Origin of the sequence: Lysinibacillus sp. C5.1 (assembly GCF_016350185.1) — a bacterium.
In the GTDB taxonomy this organism is placed as follows: domain Bacteria; phylum Bacillota; class Bacilli; order Bacillales_A; family Planococcaceae; genus Lysinibacillus; species Lysinibacillus sphaericus.
On sequence record NZ_CP066226.1, the window covers coordinates 1,718,113 to 1,737,245 of the forward strand.

The 19,133-nt window shown below is 35.9% G+C and carries 18 protein-coding genes and 2 riboswitches; of the genes, 14 read left to right on the top strand and 4 right to left on the bottom strand.

All coding sequences use genetic code 11. From position 1 onward, the window contains the following. Nucleotides 1-124 precede the first annotated feature (124 nt). Complete coding sequence (locus tag I5435_RS08070; RefSeq protein WP_025219132.1) at nt 125-1,321, bottom strand: winged helix-turn-helix domain-containing protein; 1,197 nt, start codon at nt 1,319-1,321, stop codon at nt 125-127. Between the two features lie 556 nt (nt 1,322-1,877). On the opposite strand from I5435_RS08070, the gene I5435_RS08075 reads away from it, so the two are divergent. After that, complete coding sequence (locus I5435_RS08075; RefSeq protein ID WP_337983855.1) at nt 1,878-2,843, top strand: VanW family protein; 966 nt, start codon at nt 1,878-1,880, stop codon at nt 2,841-2,843. A gap of 107 nt (nt 2,844-2,950) precedes the next feature. On the opposite strand, the gene I5435_RS08080 is transcribed toward I5435_RS08075, so the two are convergent. From I5435_RS08080 to I5435_RS08090, 3 genes are all read right to left on the bottom strand, one after another. After that, nucleotides 2,951-3,568 (bottom strand): HAD-IA family hydrolase, encoded by a 618-nt coding sequence (locus I5435_RS08080; protein WP_025219134.1) that lies wholly within the window; start codon nt 3,566-3,568, stop codon nt 2,951-2,953. Nucleotides 3,569-3,676: 108 nt separating this feature from the next. Continuing rightward, nucleotides 3,677-4,459, bottom strand: coding sequence for a YibE/F family protein (locus I5435_RS08085; protein ID WP_025219135.1), 783 nt, complete (start codon nt 4,457-4,459; stop codon nt 3,677-3,679). Beyond that, nucleotides 4,456-5,589: a YibE/F family protein gene (locus I5435_RS08090; protein WP_443136940.1), complete on the bottom strand. Its 1,134-nt coding sequence runs from the start codon at nt 5,587-5,589 to the stop codon at nt 4,456-4,458. Before I5435_RS08090 ends, I5435_RS08085 begins: the two co-directional genes overlap by 4 nt. 393 nt (nt 5,590-5,982) lie before the next feature. Beyond that, nucleotides 5,983-6,108, top strand: a riboswitch (FMN riboswitch). A gap of 120 nt (nt 6,109-6,228) precedes the next feature. Then, nucleotides 6,229-6,354, top strand: a riboswitch (FMN riboswitch). Between the two features lie 191 nt (nt 6,355-6,545). Between I5435_RS08090 and ribE the strand changes: the two genes are divergently transcribed. The 13 genes from ribE (at nt 6,546) to I5435_RS08155 (ending at nt 19,065) form a co-directional block, all read left to right on the top strand. Then, complete coding sequence (ribE, locus tag I5435_RS08095; RefSeq protein WP_024363335.1) at nt 6,546-7,184, top strand: riboflavin synthase; 639 nt, start codon at nt 6,546-6,548, stop codon at nt 7,182-7,184. A gap of 59 nt (nt 7,185-7,243) precedes the next feature. Next, nucleotides 7,244-7,873, top strand: coding sequence for a 3,4-dihydroxy-2-butanone-4-phosphate synthase (gene ribB / locus I5435_RS08100; protein ID WP_024363336.1), 630 nt, complete (start codon nt 7,244-7,246; stop codon nt 7,871-7,873). Nucleotides 7,874-7,890: 17 nt separating this feature from the next. Beyond that, nucleotides 7,891-8,358 carry a 6,7-dimethyl-8-ribityllumazine synthase gene (gene ribH, locus I5435_RS08105; RefSeq protein WP_024363337.1) on the top strand — a complete coding sequence of 156 codons (468 nt, stop codon included), beginning with the start codon at nt 7,891-7,893 and terminating at the stop codon, nt 8,356-8,358. Between the two features lie 107 nt (nt 8,359-8,465). After that, a complete protein-coding gene (locus I5435_RS08110) occupies nt 8,466-9,926 on the top strand; it encodes a spore germination protein (RefSeq protein WP_029747299.1) in 1,461 nt (486 codons plus the stop codon). Nucleotides 9,927-10,117: 191 nt separating this feature from the next. After that, nucleotides 10,118-10,351 carry a DUF1540 domain-containing protein gene (locus I5435_RS08115; protein WP_025219139.1) on the top strand — a complete coding sequence of 78 codons (234 nt, stop codon included), beginning with the start codon at nt 10,118-10,120 and terminating at the stop codon, nt 10,349-10,351. A gap of 206 nt (nt 10,352-10,557) precedes the next feature. Next, entirely contained in the window at nt 10,558-11,589 is a 1,032-nt protein-coding gene (locus I5435_RS08120) for a C45 family autoproteolytic acyltransferase/hydrolase (protein WP_024363340.1), read from the top strand. 320 nt (nt 11,590-11,909) lie between these two features. Further along, the gene (locus tag I5435_RS08125) at nt 11,910-13,217 is read left to right on the top strand and encodes a sensor histidine kinase (protein ID WP_337983571.1); all 1,308 of its coding nucleotides are present in this window, start codon (nt 11,910-11,912) and stop codon (nt 13,215-13,217) included. A 274-nt stretch (nt 13,218-13,491) separates the two neighbouring features. Beyond that, complete coding sequence (locus I5435_RS08130) at nt 13,492-14,043, top strand: histidine phosphatase family protein (RefSeq protein ID WP_337983572.1); 552 nt, start codon at nt 13,492-13,494, stop codon at nt 14,041-14,043. Between the two features lie 18 nt (nt 14,044-14,061). Next, entirely contained in the window at nt 14,062-14,307 is a 246-nt protein-coding gene (locus tag I5435_RS08135) for a cold-shock protein (protein WP_024363343.1), read from the top strand. A gap of 1,172 nt (nt 14,308-15,479) precedes the next feature. Further along, entirely contained in the window at nt 15,480-16,967 is a 1,488-nt protein-coding gene (locus tag I5435_RS08140; protein WP_024363344.1) for a malate:quinone oxidoreductase, read from the top strand. Nucleotides 16,968-17,245: 278 nt separating this feature from the next. Beyond that, nucleotides 17,246-17,467 carry a DUF2829 domain-containing protein gene (locus tag I5435_RS08145; protein WP_024363345.1) on the top strand — a complete coding sequence of 74 codons (222 nt, stop codon included), beginning with the start codon at nt 17,246-17,248 and terminating at the stop codon, nt 17,465-17,467. Nucleotides 17,468-17,648: 181 nt separating this feature from the next. Beyond that, complete coding sequence (locus tag I5435_RS08150; RefSeq protein WP_024363346.1) at nt 17,649-18,404, top strand: 3-oxoacyl-ACP reductase; 756 nt, start codon at nt 17,649-17,651, stop codon at nt 18,402-18,404. 151 nt (nt 18,405-18,555) lie between these two features. Further along, a complete protein-coding gene (locus tag I5435_RS08155; RefSeq protein ID WP_024363347.1) occupies nt 18,556-19,065 on the top strand; it encodes a QueT transporter family protein in 510 nt (169 codons plus the stop codon). The last annotated feature ends 68 nt before the right edge of the window (nt 19,066-19,133 follow it).

Below are 19,133 nucleotides of genomic sequence, written 5' to 3' on the forward strand. Positions count from 1 at the left end.
CGGCAGTTTTGAATCTTTCAGAACTGCCGTTTTTACTTTGGGCATCCAACTCTGTAACAATTATATGATGATACTAGTGGAGAGATTAAGTATGTTATATCGCCTATATGGTAAAAAATTATGGCTATTCGTTCAAAGACTCTACCGAAATAGTCTCACACCCGTTAAAGGTAGCAAATTTTTTGAGACAGCTGTTTAAAGCTGTACGCAATTGAGTTGTTTGCTTCACACTGTTCTCGTACCAGATGTTTTTAACAACGAGTGTGTTAGTTTTTCGCTCCGCGATAATCTCAGCTCGTCCAATGAAGCGTTCGCCATATACGAGGGGGAGCACATAGTAGCCGAATTTTCGTTTGCTTGCAGGTGTGTAAATCTCCCACGTATAATCAAAGTTAAATAATGCGGTAATCAGTTTTCTATCCCAAAGGAAATTATCGAGCGGCGCAATCAGCTCGCAACGCCATTTTGGTTCTGGATTTTGCAAAACCACTTCAATAAGCGGTAAATCCTCCGCAAGGCAATACAGCATATCCTTCATTTGATCCACAGTAACGGCAACAATACGATCTTCCTGCAATAGCTGGCTAAAAACCTCTTTGCGTTGTGCTGCTTTCAACCCCCAAATATTCAACCATGCATCTGACGCACGATTCCATAAGAGACCGACCGAGCCGATTCGACGTAGTACCCGCCACTTATAATGCGCAAGTTCATCAACTAGGGGCTCTGATGCAGTCAGCAGAGTTGGCTTTATGTACTTCTTGGCTAAATCGTAATATTTACGGCTTCCCTTTTTATGATGGATAATCAACTCACCCGTTGAATACATCTGTTCCAGTACTGAGCGAGATGGATTGTTTCCGCTACTCCAGTGAATGGCTGATTGCCAAGAGAAATCTCCATCCAATTTTAAATCATCTGAACTTAGTGCACCATGATTTTGGATATGAGCCCGTACTAGCGTTGTCAACGCTTCCATTTCGGGATAGCGTTTGGCATGTTGTCGGGCGGCTTCCCTATAGCGTTCAAAATACGGCCAGTCCTCAATAGGCATAATAGCGAGGTTCTTGTCGGGATAATCGACAAGGCTTCTTTCTTCATACAGCAAATCGGCGAGCATTTCTTTAGTAAATTCTTTGATTCGGGACTGTAACACCAATTCGGCATTTTTTCCGCAAACATCGATAGGGTCGTATTGAATACAACCAACTTGTCGAGTAAAGTCCATTACACCCCGTTTCCCGCTAAATTTATAGTCGTCCAAAAGTCCATGTTTCAACAACAGAAATTGTCGTGCCTGGCGGTTTGTTAAGTGAATCATCTATGCACCTACCTCTAGTTTTAGTGTAATTCAGGGGAGTGGAGAACAAAAAACGAAACCGTGAAGGGAATTTTTTTTATGGATAGTAAGTGTAGCATGCTCCTATAAAATATCTTATTCTAATTTGGCATACTGGCAATGTTCCTTCCCGCCACTGCAAATGTCATTAAAACATCATCCCCAATACATCCAAATTTCTCCTCTTAGCACCATTTCTGTTTTATTATACAGAATACAGTGAAAATAAACAAACATATGTTCCGTTTGGTGGATGAGTGAGAAAAGACCTCAAATAAGGCTGTACTCTCTTATTTTTGCACAGGACACATGGGAAACGACACATATATAACTATAGTCTTGTAAAGATTACAAAATGCTGTTAAAGCAATAGCAAAATCTTAATGGGTGTGTTTTTAATTGCAAAAGATAAAGTAAACGAACAAATATTTAAGCAACAGTCAATAATAATCCATAAAAAGAAACACACTATCTTAACGAGTCGAATAAGATGTTGCTGTAAGTAAGTCGGAGGTAGGTGTTTAAATTGAAAAAATGGATGGTTGTATTTTGTTTAGGCAGTGTAATGGCTTTAGCAGGTTGTCAGGATAAAATAAAGCATGAACAAATTGAAAAAGACGACGTTCAACAACCCGTTATGTACACGCAGGACAAGGGGCAGGAAGTAGGTCCTGTAGTGGTTGAAATTGTTAATCCACAATCTAAAGAAATCATCCACATCGTATCGCCCATAAAATTAGGCTTTGAAACAGACCCAGTCTTGTATAAAAAGAACATTGAACAATTGGCACAACAATTAGCGAGAGGCACAGAAACAAAAGTTGGTTTTGATAAGCGAATGATGCTTGATAAAGTCGATGACAATGGTCGGATTATAAAAGGTAGTCCATTAGTTATTTTAAAAGAAAGTGAATTGGTAGAAAAAATTATGGCAGCATCAGCAACGGGTGGCACAGTAGAAATGCCACTGTATATTACTGAAAGTGGCTATTATTTTGAAGACATACCCTATTTAGAAGATGTTGTAGTGGCTTCTTATACAACCTACTTCAATGGAGCGGATGTTGGAAGAAATAAAAATATTGAACTTTCAGCAAAAGCCATTCACAATGTGATTGTTGGTAGCGGAGATACTTTTTCGTTTAATACTGTTGTAGGCCCTAGAGATGAAGCGAATGGCTATCAGCCCGCACCTGAAATTATTAATAAAAAGCTTGTTATGGGCATTGGTGGGGGGATTTGCCAAACATCTTCAACATTGTTTAATGCAGTCGATCAACTCCCGATTAAATTTGTGGAGCGACACCATCATTCATTAGATGTAGGATATGTTCCAAAGGGCAGAGATGCAACGGTGTCCTATGGTGGCTTAGATTTTAGATTTCAAAACACCAGTGATGTACCATTTTTAATTAAGGCGACCTATGGACAAGATTTTCTGACAGTGGAAATAAGGACAGCAAAAAAATACCAAGAAATTTTAACAAAGCTTCCCCCACAATAAGAAAGAAGTTGATGTAGGAATAATAATCAACTTCTCTTGTATTTTAAGACACTTATAAAGAGTGTCTTTTTTTAGAGCCTAGGCAGTGGTGATAGAGTTCATAAACCTTAAATAATAGTTAGTATTTCTGCAGGAGTAAATACTTTGTAATCGGGTTCTGCGGATTGGACAATCTCAATGGCATCATACCCCCAACCAACCCAAATAATTGGAATACCTACTTTTTTGCAGGCGACGATATCTCGTTGCTCATCCCCAATATATAAAACATCGGATGTTTTTAAATTGGCTTGTTTTAAATACTTTTTTATCACTTTATCTTTACCAAAAATACGGCTCGAACAAAGTACTTCGGACACATGGTCGATACCATTAGTTTGTAAAAACGCCAAAATATTATCTTTTGAATTGGAGGAAATAATGGCAATTGTATATCCTTTCTTATCAAGTTCCTGTATGACCTCTTTCATACCGTGAAATAAATGAACATCTTGTAATGATTGCTGATATAAACGATAAAATTGCGGGAGTATAGTAGGTAGTTTGTGTAACGGGAAGTTAAATAATTTACTTCGTTCAGCAATCGATAATTTTTTTAGTGCATCAATATCTTCTAACTGTACTTCTTTGAATGCATGTTTTTTAGCAATCGTATTCCATACAGAAGCAAACACTGCCGTGGAATCCGCAAGTGTGCCATCAAAATCAAATATTATATGTTTCATTGTATTTTTCTCCTTAAAGGGTATTTGGCTTTACCATTCATAATACTTAAATCAATATAGTCATTCGTTCATGATGACATGAATGCAAAAAAGGAATATAAGTGCCTGTCACTTGGATTGACTGGCAATTTCTTTTTCCCGTGTTTTGACTAAATAATAGGCATTAACTGAGGACGTGATAGGAATAATGGCTGCTATACCAATACCCGCACAAAAAATTGTAATAAGTTCTGTGCTAAACACTTTGGAGTTGATAATTTCGCCAATCGAATAGTTTAAATCTTTAAACCATATTAAAAGACCTAGGTATCCACCAAAGAAAGCAAAAAATAGCGTATTTGTATCTGTTCCTAAAATATCCTTCCCAATATTTACACCAGATGTGAATAATTTTTTTCTAGTCATATATGGGTTGTGGTGAAAAATTTCATGCATTGACGAGGAGATGGAGATGGCGACATCTAAAATAGCTCCAATTGTACTCATAATAATAACTGAAGCGCCTATTTGAACAAAATTAACGCCAATATAAAGCGAAAATATGCTAATCTCCTCAGCAGATTCTTCTCCAAATCCTTGAATCATAGATTTCTCTGTGACAACCACAATAAAAATTAGCAGTATCACAATGGTAATCATTGTCGAAATAAATGCGGTAATTGTTTTGCTGTTCTTTTCATTAATATAAAATAGGCTAATCCAACTAATGATTGTACAGGCAATAAACGTTAACACAATGGGACTGTTCTTAGGATTGGTCATTAAAAAAATTGTTATAAAGAGTACCCCGAAGTTTAAAAATAACGAAAGAAATGAACGTACCCCTTTTTTACCACCGATAACGAGCATCAAAATAAATAAAATGGTTGATAGCCACACTAATACATTCATCCTGTTACCCTCTTTCGTTTAATGAAAAAAATAGAAGTGTAAAGGCTAATTGGAATTGTTAAAACAACGCCGATGCCACCTGCTAGAGCGCGAGCTATTTCTAATGAAAGATTCATGGAAAGTGTTAGCCCTAGTGTAGAAGAATTTTTTAAATATAAAATAAGCATAGGGATGGAGCCGCAAATATACACGAAAAATAAAATGCTCGTAATGGTGCCCATGACATCTTTGCCGATATCAAGACCTGAAGCTTTTAAGGCTTTGTCTGAAATAGTAGGATTTTGTTCATATAAAGCAAACATGGAAGAAGCCATGGTAATCGAAACGTCCATTACAGCCCCAAGTGCTCCGATAAATAACCCAGCCATAAACACTATGCGATATGGTCGTGTTAAAAATTGCATTTCCTCATAACGTAGGCCGTTTTCCGATGTTATCCATAACACGAAAAAGGTAATAAGTAATGAAACGAAAGTGCCTAGTATTGTTGCAAGCATAGCAGCATAGGTTTTTTCATTTAATCCATTAATAAGAATCAATGAAACACATGTAAATAATAGAATACATACACCACTGACAAATACTAAACTAACGTTAGCGTGTTTTATATATAAATCCAATGCGAATGATAATATTAGTGCATTCACCATCAAACTGATGATTGATAATAAGCCCTGTCTTTTTCCAACAATCAGTAAAGAAAAAATAAAAATCCATGCAACCACTAATACGTACTGGTCACGTTTGACGTCTAAAATCGTACCTGTTAAAGTCCCGTTATTATCTGTATTTGCCTTAATAGAGACAAATATTTTATTCCCGACCTTGTATTCGTGATCAAAAGCGGCAGAAGAAGAATACTCATTTATTAAAGAAACAAGCCGCCCCTTATCTTTTCCATTTTTTAGTACTGCTGTGATCCGCTGCGTGTATAAATAATCGTCATTACTGTACATATCTGAGACAGATGTTGAATCTTCCAATTCTGTTTTTATAACTTCTGCGATTGGACGCTCATAAAATGTTTCGTTATGTTGAACGAAAATAACAGAAGCTATAAAGCATAGTACCAAGAAAAAAATTATTACTATCCGTTGGGTTGATATTGTATTAAAAATAGTAGTAAACAATAAAAAAACCTCCTATGAGGGGAATTTGACAATGCCAGTAACAAGCGACTGTGTTATATGAGTAGCGTTGAATAATAACACACACTAACATTCCAATTTTTAGATGTCAAGCTGGTTATATGTGGTCATGTAAGAAGTAACGCTTATAACAGATGAAAGTTTCTTTTAAGAAACAATGAAGCATACATTGATGGTGTTTTAAATTGGATATAGCCTAAAGATATAGTCATGAAAGTATTTGTTAAAGAGCTTTATCCAAACAAAGGATAAATCATTATTTTAAATCTGCTCGTATAGTTTGTGTGCCAAAGTAAGTAAGGATCTGAGAATATTAATAAAATTTTAGGTGGATAATCTATTAAAATAATGTTATCGTATGAAGTAACTAAATAATATATCCTTCAGGGTAGGGTGAAATTCCCAATCGGCGGTGATGAAGTAATTCAAAGTCCGTGAGCGCAAGCTGATTTGGTGCAAATCCAAAACCGACAGTTACAGTCTGGATGGGAGAAGGGTGAAAGTATAAGCTTTTTAAATTCGTATGACTTTAAAAGGTCTATTTGGCTACGCTTATATAGCATACTACTTCCCATCGCTTCTGTTGGGAAGTTTTTTATTTAGGCAAAAATTGAATAAATATCTGTTCTTCGGGGTAGGGTGAAATTCCCAATCGGCGGTGATGAAGCAATTCAAAGTCCGTGAGCGCAAGCTGATTTGGTGCAAATCCAAAACCGACAGTGATAGTCTGGATGGGAGAAGAACAATGAGATGGCAGCCTGTGGAAAATTTTTGTATCCACTAGGTTTATTTCGTGACGTCTTATGGACAAGTACTCCCAAAACCCCTTTTATGTGAAAGGGGTTTTTTGTTTGTTTCGATTATAAAAAATGAAAGGGGAATTAAAATAATCACTATCAAAAGGTTTACGACATAGGGTTAAGAAAGTAGGTGGAAAATTGTTTACAGGTATTATTGAGGATATTGGTACAGTAAAAACCTTGCAAAGCGATAGGAGAAGTATGGAAATAACGGTGATTTCGCCCAAAATAGTGGCGGATGTGAAGCTTGGGGATAGTATAGCCGTAAATGGGGTTTGTTTGACAGTAACTCATTATAATGACCAAGAGCTAACAATGGATGTAATGCCTGAAACAGTGAAAGCGACGAATTTACAGCAACTAACTGTTGGAAATGCGGTCAATTTAGAGCGTGCAATGCCAGCCAATGGACGATTTGGTGGCCACTTTGTTTCAGGGCATGTAGATGGTGTAGGGAAAATTTTACGTAAACGTCCAATGGCAAATGCGGTCTATATTGAGATCGAACTTTCAGAAGACTTAACAAGCTATTGTATTCCTAAAGGTTCAATCACAATTGATGGAACGAGTTTAACGCTCTTTCATGTTGAAAAAAACAGTGTCACAGTATCGCTTATTCCACACACATACAAAGAAACCGTACTAGGAATTAAAAATGTTGGGGCACTAGTCAATATCGAAACCGATTTAGTAGGCAAATACATTATTCACCAGCTAAAGGGTAGTCAGCAATCGTCGACTATTACAAAAGATTACTTAGCGAAGCATGGTTTTTAACCTGCTATAGAAAGAAAAAACATAATTTATAAAGTGATATCTATTAGGAGGTGGCAATGTTGCTACATTCAATTGAAGAAGCGATTGCCGATTTAAAACAGGGCAATATGATTGTTGTCGTGGATGATGAAGACCGTGAAAATGAAGGAGATTTACTGGCCCTTGCAGAGTTCATGACACCAGAAACGATTAATTTTATGGCGAAATATGGTAGGGGGCTTATTTGTACACCCATTTCACAGCAGCTTGCACAAAAATTAGCGTTGCAGCCAATGGTCGTAGATAACACTGATAATCACCAAACAGCGTTTACTGTCAGTATTGATTATAAAGAGACAACAACAGGCATTAGTGCGTTTGAACGTGCTTTGACGATTCAAAAAATGCTAGCGTCACATGCACAAGCATCGGATTTCCGTAGACCTGGACATGTTTTTCCGCTAATAGCAAAAGACAATGGGGTATTAGAGCGTCGAGGGCATACGGAAGCTACTATCGATTTGGCTAAACTTTGCAACAGTGTACAAGCTGGCGTGATATGTGAAATTATGGGCGATGATGGGGAAATGTTACGCTTTGATGATTTAGTGAAATATGCAAAAAAACATAAATTAAAAATGATTTCGATTGACGCATTAGCAACATACCGTCGTCAACATATGCAAATAGAAAATTCACTTACTATGTAAAAGAGGAGAATGAAATGATGGGCAAAACATTTGAAGCACAATTAATTGGCAATGATTTAAGAATAGCGGTGGTTGTTGGTCGTTTTAATGAATTTATAACAAGTAAATTATTAAGTGGTGCATTAGATGGGCTAAAGCGTCATGGTGTAGACGATGATTTAATAGATGTTGCGTGGGTACCAGGTGCATTTGAAGTACCGTTTATCGCAAAGCAACTAGCTGAAACGAAAAAATATGATGCCATTATAGGTCTAGGTACAGTTATTCGTGGCTCTACAACGCATTATGATTATGTGTGTAACGAATCAGCTAAAGGCATTGCAAACGTATCGCTTTCGACAAATGTACCAGTGATTTTTGGTATTGTCACAACTGAAAATATTGAACAAGCGATTGAACGTGCTGGAACAAAGTCTGGCAATAAAGGTTATGATGCAGCGATGTCTGCAATTGAAATGGCTAATTTACAAAAAATGATTGGCTAAAAGGATGCATGGTCGTAAAATTTATTGCATAATTTTTTGGACATTGGGAAATATATGTTTATAAGTATTTTAGTAAAATAATTTGTTTGAATTTGGTTCAGTAGGAGATGAGGAATATTCAATCAATAGAACAAGAAATCGAATTGAAAATGTTGAAAGAATTATTTCAACGCTCTGCTGACGTAATTTTTCAATCTTTTACCTTTCAACAACAGCATGTTTATTTTATTACATGTGAGTCGATGGTCGATCAGTTTTTATTGAATAAGGTCATTATCGATCGAGTTCAATCTTTGTTTGAAGACAGCTCTGTAAACTTATTAGAGGAAAAAATAAAAAACGATTTACACATTCCTAATCTTCAAAAAGTAACCAATTTAGATGATGCTATTACGCGTGTATATTCAGGGTTTGTTTTGCTTTACTTTGAAGGGGAAAAAATTTTATTTTCAAGTAAAATTACAAAAAAACCAAATCGAAATCCTGAAGAAACAAAGCAAGAACTAGTGGTAAAAGGGCCGAGAGATGATTTTATAGAAGATGTTTTTATTAATGTGGCCTTAATTCGTAAGCGATTGCCTACAAATTCTTTATGCGTGGAAACAGTGGAAGTCGGAAAGCGCTCTAAAACGACAGTGGCTGTCCTATACATGGGTGATATAACGGACAAAAATATGGTCACGGAACTAAAAAAGCAATTAAGGAAAATTAATACAGATGTTGTCTTTAGTGGCGATATAATGATGGAAAGTGTGGAAAAAACCGCGAAAATTTTACCGCGACATGATTATACAGGGCGACCAGATTTCGCAATACAAGCGCTAGTCAGAGGACGAATACTTCTTTTTGTCGATGGCGTATCTTACGCAATTATTACGCCGCCTAATATGTTTCTACTTTTTAAATCAGGTGAGGATAATGATTATCCATCTATGGTCGGTACATTAGAGCGTCTGTTACGAATCGTAGGGATATTAATAAGTATGCTTTTACCCGGTTTTTGGCTAGCATTAACGACTTATCATCAAGAGCAGATGCCAATATTACTGTTAGCGACGGTTGTCCAATCACGTACTGGCTTGCCTTTTCCAACGATATTGGAGATATTGCTAATGTTATTTATGTTTGAAATATTTCGCGAAGCAAATCTACGCTTACCGTCTATTTTGAGTGGAACAATGAGTGTCGTAGGTGGACTAATCATCGGAGATGCGGCAATCAAGGCAGGCATAACGAGTCCTTCCATGATCGTGGTGATTGCCATCTCAAGTATTGCCGCCTATACTCTTGTCAATCAATCCTTTGTAACTGCAATGAGTATTTTTAGGTTATTTGTTATCTCAATGGCCGCTTTCTTTGGATTATTTGGTTTCTTTTTGTCCTTGTTTTTCATTCTTATTTACTTTGCCAATATCCGTGTATTAAGCGTTCCGTACTTAAATATTGGTGCCAATTTAAACTGGTCCGACACCAAGAAAACATTAATACGTCTATCGCCAAAAGGATATAGTAAACGACCAAAATTTTTACATCCTCAAGATGAGACGAGGTCATCGAGCAAAAATTAGATGTCTTTCAGTAGCACGACAATTTACATCTATCACATGTGCTGCTTGCAATCGTATTGACCGATTATGTTGAAGTTATTTTTAAGCTTGACTTGTAAAAACCTATGGATTGGACAAAATACAAAGTGAAGAGTATAGATTAGATTTTCCATTCTATATTTTTCAAGACCAATCATAAGGGGTGGATAGTTATGCCGAATGTCCAAGTTAGCTGTGCAGTATCAAATTGTGTTTTCCATGCCAAAGGTAATTATTGCGGAGCTGAAAAAATTGCAATCGACATGGATAAACGTAATACGAACAAACGTGATGCGGAGTTTGCTTCTGACTTTGAAATGCATACAATGTCAGAAGAGGCAGCAGCCATTCAATCATCCGATACGTGTTGTAAAACATTCAAATCAAAAGAAAAAAACTTTAGCTAATGGGTATCGTTTGTTTTGGATAATGTAAATAAAGATAATATCTTTATTTCACCAAAATAATTTATCTATACCTTTTACTACTGATTTGGTCACGTTAAAGGTTGTCTTCCTATAGGAAGGCAACTTTTTTTATACCCTTGACCTTCCAGTTACTTGAAGGATTACGATGATACTGAAGATTGAATAGCTGTATGGGAGGGATTTCAATGAATAAATATCAAGAATTAATCGTATCTGTAGTAGCTTTAAGAGGCGATGCTTATGAAATAGGTTTTCAACAAAGTAACGAAATAAAAACAAATGCACATTTAGCGCAAAATGAACAACTGTTAGCTTTATCTGCTACTTGTAATACACAGCGGGTACAAGAGCTGTTGCGACATGTTTCGCCCAATCTTTTGCAAGAGATGAAGGGATTAGCGTTTGGCTTAAAACAGCCGTATGAAACCATTATAAAAATGTATAGCGGTTATAATATAATATTTCCAAATATGGGATGTACCTCGGTTGTACACAATGGGAAGTATGTAAGAAATTATGATTTTAGTCCAGTTATGTATGATGCAAGACTCGTTTTTTCTAAACCGTCTAAAGGGTATGCCAGTGTAGGTTTTAGCCAGCAAATTATTGGTAGGTTAGATGGAATGAATGAAAAAGGGCTTGTAGTAGGGCTGCATTTTGTCAATAATGATTGGAAAGGAGATGGCTTTTTGGCGACTACAATCGTTAAAATAGTGCTTGAACAGTGTGAAAATATTGAAGAGGCTATTGCACTTTTAAATAAAATTCCACATCGCTATTGCTACAATTACTCCATGACAGATCAAAGTGGAAAAGCAGTTGTGGTGGAGGCTACACCAATAGAGCGGGTAGTTTCTGCTGAACATCCGCTTATATGCACAAATCATTTTGAGTCTCAACAATTGGCAGGGAAAAACAAAGCTTGCATTGAGGGTTCAAAACAACGAAAAAGCTTTATAAATCGCTATGTAGTAGATGCGCGTACGACCATGTCTGTCTATCACCATTTCAATAATGGAGATTCTCCGTTATTTTTTAAACAATATCAAGAATATTTTGGTACTCTCCATACTGTTATATACTCACCGAAGCAATTAGAGGTAGTTGTTGGAATAGGTGAAAATTGTGAGCCGCAATCATTTTCTCTCCAACAATTTATCGAAGGTAAACTTATTTTTCCGATAACCATTAAAGGAAACATAATTCAGGCTATCTAATTTGTTAGGCTTGGTTTATAATTTAATAGAATAAATAGGGGAATGGCGTAACATTTGTTGGGCTATTCTCCTTTCGTTTTGTAGCTATTTCGCTTTTCGAAAGAAAAATAAATTATTCCATTTTTGCATAACAATTACTAAGTTTTAAAAATAAACTTGGATAAAAGTATTGTTTTCAACGTACTTTAAAAAATATACATGAAAAAACGAAAATTACTATAGTATAATATTATTGTTATTAATATAAATATTAATTTGTTCTAGGAGTAATTACACATCGTTAAATAATGAATACAATAGATGAGGAAGTACCAGTTTGTATGAAAAATCGTAAAATTAAACTAATATTAGTATTAGCGACAGTCTTATTGTCATTGTTCACAAGTTTAAATGTGCTCACTTCATATGTGAAAATGAAAAAGACGGTGGAAGAATCTATCGCTAACCAAAGCTTAGAAGCGGCTATTTCCATCGCATCATCAATTGATGTTAAGTTGTATCAAAAATTTGCAAATAATCCTGTGAAAAATGCAACTTATTGGGAAATAAGAAAATACTTAAATGATGCACGAGAAAAAATAGGGGCCTTAAATGTCTATACGTTAGAAATTGATAATCCTAAAGTATCAAAAACGATGATTGCCGGTGTTCCTAATCATCTCACAGTAGGCTTTGATATTGGACAAATTTGTACTGTTCCAGAAAAGCAAATCAAACTAGCTTATCAAGGGTTGACATATGTTACGAATGTCATTAATGACCCTCAACACGGAGATTATCTTTCTGTAGGCGCTCCTATTAAGAATGAAGAAGGTCACGTTATTGGCTATCTCGGGATTGATATAAGCGCAGACAAACTTAATGGTAACAAAGGAAAAGTATTAGAAAATAATTTATTCTTGTTTATTTACAATGGAATATTTATAGTAATCGTTATTGCATCGTTTTTCTTTTTACAGAGATGGTATCAAAAAGAAGTGACAAAAGAAGTAGAGGTAACAGAAGATACCTACCAAACTGAAATAAAAGCGTTAATTACCTCTGTATCGTCCTTAAGACATGACTTTACCAACCATATTCAAGTGTTGCATGGGCTTTTACAATTGGGAGAGCCAGATCAAGCGAAACAGTATTTATCATCATTATCTAAAGAGGTACAGGAAATAAAGTCATTGAAATTAAATATTAACCATCCGGGGCTGTCAATTTTATTGCAAACAAAAAAGTTAGCTGCTCAAAATCATAATATTGAGATGGATATATCGGTTTCACAGGATACTTTCGATAAAATAAAAACAACTGATATCATTAAATTATTATCAAATTTAATTGATAATGCGATTGATGCGACAACTGAATTGCCTGAAAGTGAACGCAAAATGAAAATTTGTTGTCATGCGGATGAAATGAAGTATGTATTTGAAATTGTTAATACAGGACCAACAATTCCAGACCCTGATCAAATCTTTAAGCAAGGGTTTACAACGAAAAAAGCTGAACTAGGAAAAATTAGAGGCCAAGGCTTGTTTATTGTGAAAGAAGTTGTGAAAAAATACAACGGCACCATTTCTATCCAATCTACTGCACAATTTGAGACAACAGCGATTGTCATTATTCCTTTAAAGTAAATGGGCAAATGTACTTGGCTGATAGTATTAAAATTTTTTGATGTGGTTTGTCTATAGGGCTGTTTATTAGCAGTTTTTTCCTTCACGGCTAATTTTCGCGTGAAGCAAAGTCATTTTAACAGGATAGAATAATAGCTTAAGCTTCCTACATATATAGAGTAGGAGGCTTTTGTTGCTAAGAAAATGCGGATGTTTTTGCATAGCATGTATGAGCTAATATCAATCATACATTAACAGTAAATCTAATAGGGCAGGTTAGGAGGATAAAAACAATTTGGAACAGCCAATCCTTGATTTACTAAGAGCAGGTGGATTGATTTTATATGTTAGACATGGAGAAGCAACTGTTGGTGAAGATCAGCCATATGTTAATTTTCAAAACTGCTATACGCAAAGAAATTTATCTGATTACGGTCGGCGAGAAGCCGTTTACTATGGACAAATGCTGCGGTATTGGCAAATTCCAATTAGTTCACCTATAATGACAAGTCCGTTTTGTCGAACAATTGAAACCGCACAGCTTGCATTTCCAACAATGTATCTACAAATTGACCCGTTCTGGTTTTCAATTACTAAATTAGCAGAAACGATTTTCACTACGGAACAACAACAAATTGTAATGGAAGCCCAAAAACATCTAGAAGTAAAACCACCACCTGGGACTAATCAAGTAATTATTGCACACAGTTTTCCGAAAGGGACTGCCATAGGTGAAATGACAAGCATGGGAACCGTTATTATTAAGCCCAAAGGTGTGGGTAATGGCTATGAAATTGTAAAACAGCTAACATTAGCCGATTTAGCAACCTTAGGGACGTTACAATAATAATTTTGGGGGATAGAAATGAAACGAGAAGGAATTGTAAAATGGTATAAAAATGAAAAAGGCTATGGACGTATTATGCTGAATGGTGAGGAAGACAATCATGTTTTTGTTCATTTTAGCTCGATTTTGCCGGATAAGGAAAGATTTCCAAATGCATTTCGCTTTCTGAAACAAGGCCAAAAAGTCTCCTTTGATTTAATTGAAATACCCAATTCTACTGATCAAAAGCAGGTTGCAGAAAATGTCATTGTGCTGTCAGACTAATATGCACGGGCGTAATAGTTTGTGGCAACCAATAGTTCAATATTCTATCGACGAAAAAGTACGATACCGATTTATAGAGACGTTAATCCATATACAGGATTGGCGTTTTTTTCTTGCGTTTATTAGAGCTTATGGTGTTTTCTTATTTTTCGTAGATAAGGAAGGTACGCTGTAGTATGGTAGATTATAAAAATCGATTAAATATACATCTAAATTTATAATTATTTGTATTTTGTATACCGAAAGGGCGGGTCACTTATCATTGAGTGACCTACCTTAGTTGTCTGTTTAGGGCAATGAATTTATTGGAAAAGATAAATTCCTTGATGTATAAGTTATTTAAAAAATAAAATATTCTAATAATTTTTGTTGTTGTATGGTAAACTTGATTGTGTTATATAACAATATGAAGAAAATATTTTTGTAGGTTGTATATGATTTCCTTAAAAAGGAAGAGAATAATAAAACCAAGGTTTAAGTCTTGATAGATTTAATGGAAGCGTATACAGTAACTAATGAGGCAAGTGACAGATAATCGTTTGGTTTGTAACACTTAGCTTAATGAGAAAAAATAATTGTTGAGCTTTTGTTATTGAAGAGGATTGGAAGTAATTGTTTCGTTTGTTTAAAGAAGTGTGTCTTTTGACCTTTATACATAATTGGAGTGAAAATGCTGGAATATCCCGTCGAAAAAGCGAAAATTAGTTTGAAGGTACCTTGTGAATGTTAGCAAATCATGTAAAATAGAGTCGATTAAGCACTTTTAGACTAAAAGGTCTAGTGCTTTTAGTATGAGTGAAGTTAAAAAATATCTTTCATTAAAAAATGATGGATAAATTATTTTAGTAGTAGCATACTAAAATTCAATCAGTTGACTTTATACAACATATAACATCTTTCAGACGATGCATTTATCCGATTTGATCAATGCACCATTCTCCTGGAAACAGGGGGAAGGTTTTTGTTTTAAATATGTACAAAGGACATTATGAGCGGACTTCGCACTTTTTACTACTTTTTAATTAGTTTATTACTATAATATTGTAGTAGATATTTTATTCTTTAAATAGTTGTGATAGACTATTGTAAGTTTATAGTTGATACAGAAAAGGTGTGTGACTAGTTTACACCTACATCATTTCTGCAAATCTTAAAATATAAGGATGGTAAAAATGAGTAACAGAGTAACTAAATCAGACGTCATCTTAATTGGTGCCGGAATTATGAGTGCGACTTTGGGGACAATGCTCAAAGAATTAGCACCGGACTGGAATATTACTGTGTTTGAAAAACTTTCAAACGCCGGTGAGGAAAGCTCTAATGAATGGAATAATGCAGGAACAGGGCATGCAGCACTATGCGAGCTTAACTACACTTCTGAAAAACCAGACGGTACTATTGATATTAGCAAAGCAATTAATGTTAATGAACAGTTCCAGGTTTCGATGCAGTTTTGGTCATATCTTGTAAAGAACAAGCTGATCCAAAATCCGCAAGATTTTATTATGCCATTACCACATATGAGTATGGTAAGAGGTGAAAAAAACGTTGAGTATTTAAGAAAACGTTATGAAACAATGTCAAATAATCCTCTTTTCAAAGGGATGGAATTCTCTGATAATCCAGAAAAACTTAAAGAATGGATTCCGCTTATTATGGAAGACCGCCCAGCAAATGAGGCCATTGCTGCAACAAAAATTGACACTGGTACAGACGTTAACTTCGGTGCTCTAACACGTATTTTATTTGACCACCTAAAAGCGAAAGATGTAGATATCAACTACAACCATAGTGTCGAAAGCATTAAACGTACGAAAGACGGTTTATGGGAATTAAAAGTACATGATAAAGATGGCTGTAAAATGGAATACCATACAGCAAAATTTGTCTTCCTTGGAGCTGGCGGAGGAAGTCTTGAATTATTACAAAAATCAGGCATTCCTGAAGGAAAACACATTGGTGGATTCCCAATTAGTGGATTGTTTATGGTTTGTAAAAACCAAGAAGTGGTTGAACAACATCATGCAAAAGTATATGGTAAAGCTGCAGTTGGTGCACCACCAATGTCTGTTCCACATTTAGACACTCGCTTTATCGATAACAAAAAATCATTACTATTTGGACCATTTGCTGGTTTCTCACCAAAATTCTTAAAAACAGGTTCAAACATGGACTTATTTGCTTCTGTAAAACCGCATAATATTACAACATTATTAGCGGCAGGGGTTAAAGAAATGTCTTTAACAAAATATTTAATCCAACAACTGTTATTATCAAAAGATCAACGTATGGAAGAGTTACGTGAGTTTATCCCAACTGCTAAAAGCGAGGACTGGGATATTGTCGTAGCAGGTCAACGTGTACAAGTTATCAAAGATACTGAAGCTGGCGGTAAAGGAACATTACAATTTGGTACCGAAGTAGTAAGTGCTGCTGACGGATCAATCGCTGCATTATTAGGTGCTTCACCAGGTGCATCTACTGCCGTTCACGTTATGTTGCAAGTTATTCAAAAATGTTTCCCTCAACAAGCTAAAGAGTGGGAGCCAAAACTAAAAGAAATGATTCCATCTTACGGTATCTCATTATTACAAAATCCAGAGCTTCTTGAAGAAGTTCATACTTCAACAGCAGAGACTCTAGGTCTAAACAAAAACTAATCAACTTATGAACCTTCGATCCATTTTGGATTGAAGGTTCTTTTTTCATGGGGTAGGAAATGAGTTGGTACGTTGAGCAAAAGTAGAGAAGCTATTCTTTTTTTATATTGCTGTTGTTTCTAAATTTCCAATATATTACTAAATAAGGAACTAATATAACAAAAAAGTAGTTGGAATGAAAATTATAAATGAACTAGCTTCTGTTGTAAACAAAATAAATATCCAGTATACTTTTTTCGTATGGCATATTAGAAAAGATTAACAAAGGATGAGTATAGATGACGTTTGAAGAAGTATTACCGCGTTTAAAGGCGGGCGAGAAAGTAATTCGTGAAGGATGGGGCGGTGCTGAATTATATGTTAAGCTTGTAGGTCAAAGCGTGCACGACGGAGAGAATTTGAACCCCTATTTTTTAATTAATGTGCGTGGCGAGGGTTACACGATGTTCACACCAACAGTATGTGATTTATTAGCCGAAGATTGGAAAATCGTAAACTAAATTCAGTGTCGTTTCAAAGGTTATAATAGTATGCTAAGTGATTCTTAGTATGCTATTTTTTTGATATGAAGGTTAAGCTTTGTAGGCGGTATAGTTGATAAGAGCTGGCACAATGCATGTAGAGCTGCGACTTGTGTCAGTGTTTTTAGTAGTAGATTACTTTTTATAAAGGAGAGATCCTATGAAGTTTGCAGAATATAATGGTAAAACAGTGTTTATTACAGGTGCTGCGTCAGGTATTGGCCAAGCACAAGCTATTGCTTTTTTAGAAAACGGTGCTTATGTTTTTGGTTTGGATGTAGATGAGCGAGGGTTAGGGCAATTACAGCAGCAATACCCTGAGCGCTTTGCTTATACGCTAGGAAGTGTCTGTAAGAAAAGTGATGTAGAGCACGCTTTTCAAGCAGCAATGGCAAGCTTTAGCAGCGTAGATATCTTACTGAATACAGCTGGCGTTTTAGATGGTTTTGCCAAAACACTAGATACCGATGAGGCGCTATGGGACAAAATTATGAATACGAATGTAAAGGGTACTTTTTTTGTAACGAATACGATTTTGCCTCATATGGTAAAGCGTAAATCGGGCATCATCGTTAATATGGCGTCTATTGCTGGGCTGATTGCAGGAGGTGGGGGTGCGGCTTATACAGCATCCAAGCATGCCATTGTGGGCTATACGAAACAGTTGGATTTAGATTATTGTCGTGAGGGGATACGTGCGAATGCCATTGCACCAGGAGCTATTCAAACAGCTATGACCAAAGCGGATTTTGAAGGCGATGGTGAAATGGCAAAATGGGTTGCCAATGAGACGCCAGCGGGTCGTTGGGCACAACCAAGCGAAGTGGCGAATTTAACGCTTTTTTTGGCGAGTCATGCCGCAGATTATATACATGGAGCTGTGGTACCAATTGACGGTGGTTGGATTGCGAAATAGTATTGGTCAATGAATCATTCTTCTGCTATAATACGCAAGTAAGCAAAAACAGCTTACACTACGGCACTTCAGTTAGGGCAATATGCTCTCTTCCTTTGGTCGTAGTTATTACTAAAATAGCAACTTGCTATTTTACAAAGGAGAATGTAAATTGAATACATCTATTGTAAAAGATTCACCGCGTACTTCTGTAAGGGAACTTACTAAAGTAGCACTTGTCGCAGCCTTATATGTGGCTGTAACTGTATTATTGTCAGTGATTAGCTTTGGAGCAGTGCAGCTACGTTTGTCAGAGATGTTCAACTATTTGGCGCTGTACAATAAACGCTATGTAGTAGCAGTAACTCTAGGTGTTGTATTAGCAAATTTTATGTCGCCGACTTGGATTCTTGATGTGCCTATTGGCGGAATTGCAACATTTCTAGTATTAATTCTTTGTCGAATGGTAACTAAAAACATTAAGCAGGATAGTTGGAAAATGGTCATCACAGCAGTGATTTTTGCACTATCGATGTTTACTGTTGCAGGCCAATTAACGATACTGTATGATCTGCCATTTTGGGCGACATGGTTTACGGTTGGTGTCGGAGAATTATTATCGATGACTGTTGGTGGCGTGACCATTTACTTATTAAATAAAAAAATAGATTTATCCAAATAGAAAAAACACATTCGCGCAAGCGAACTGCCCCGTAAAAGTTAGACATCAATCTAACTTTTACGGGGGTT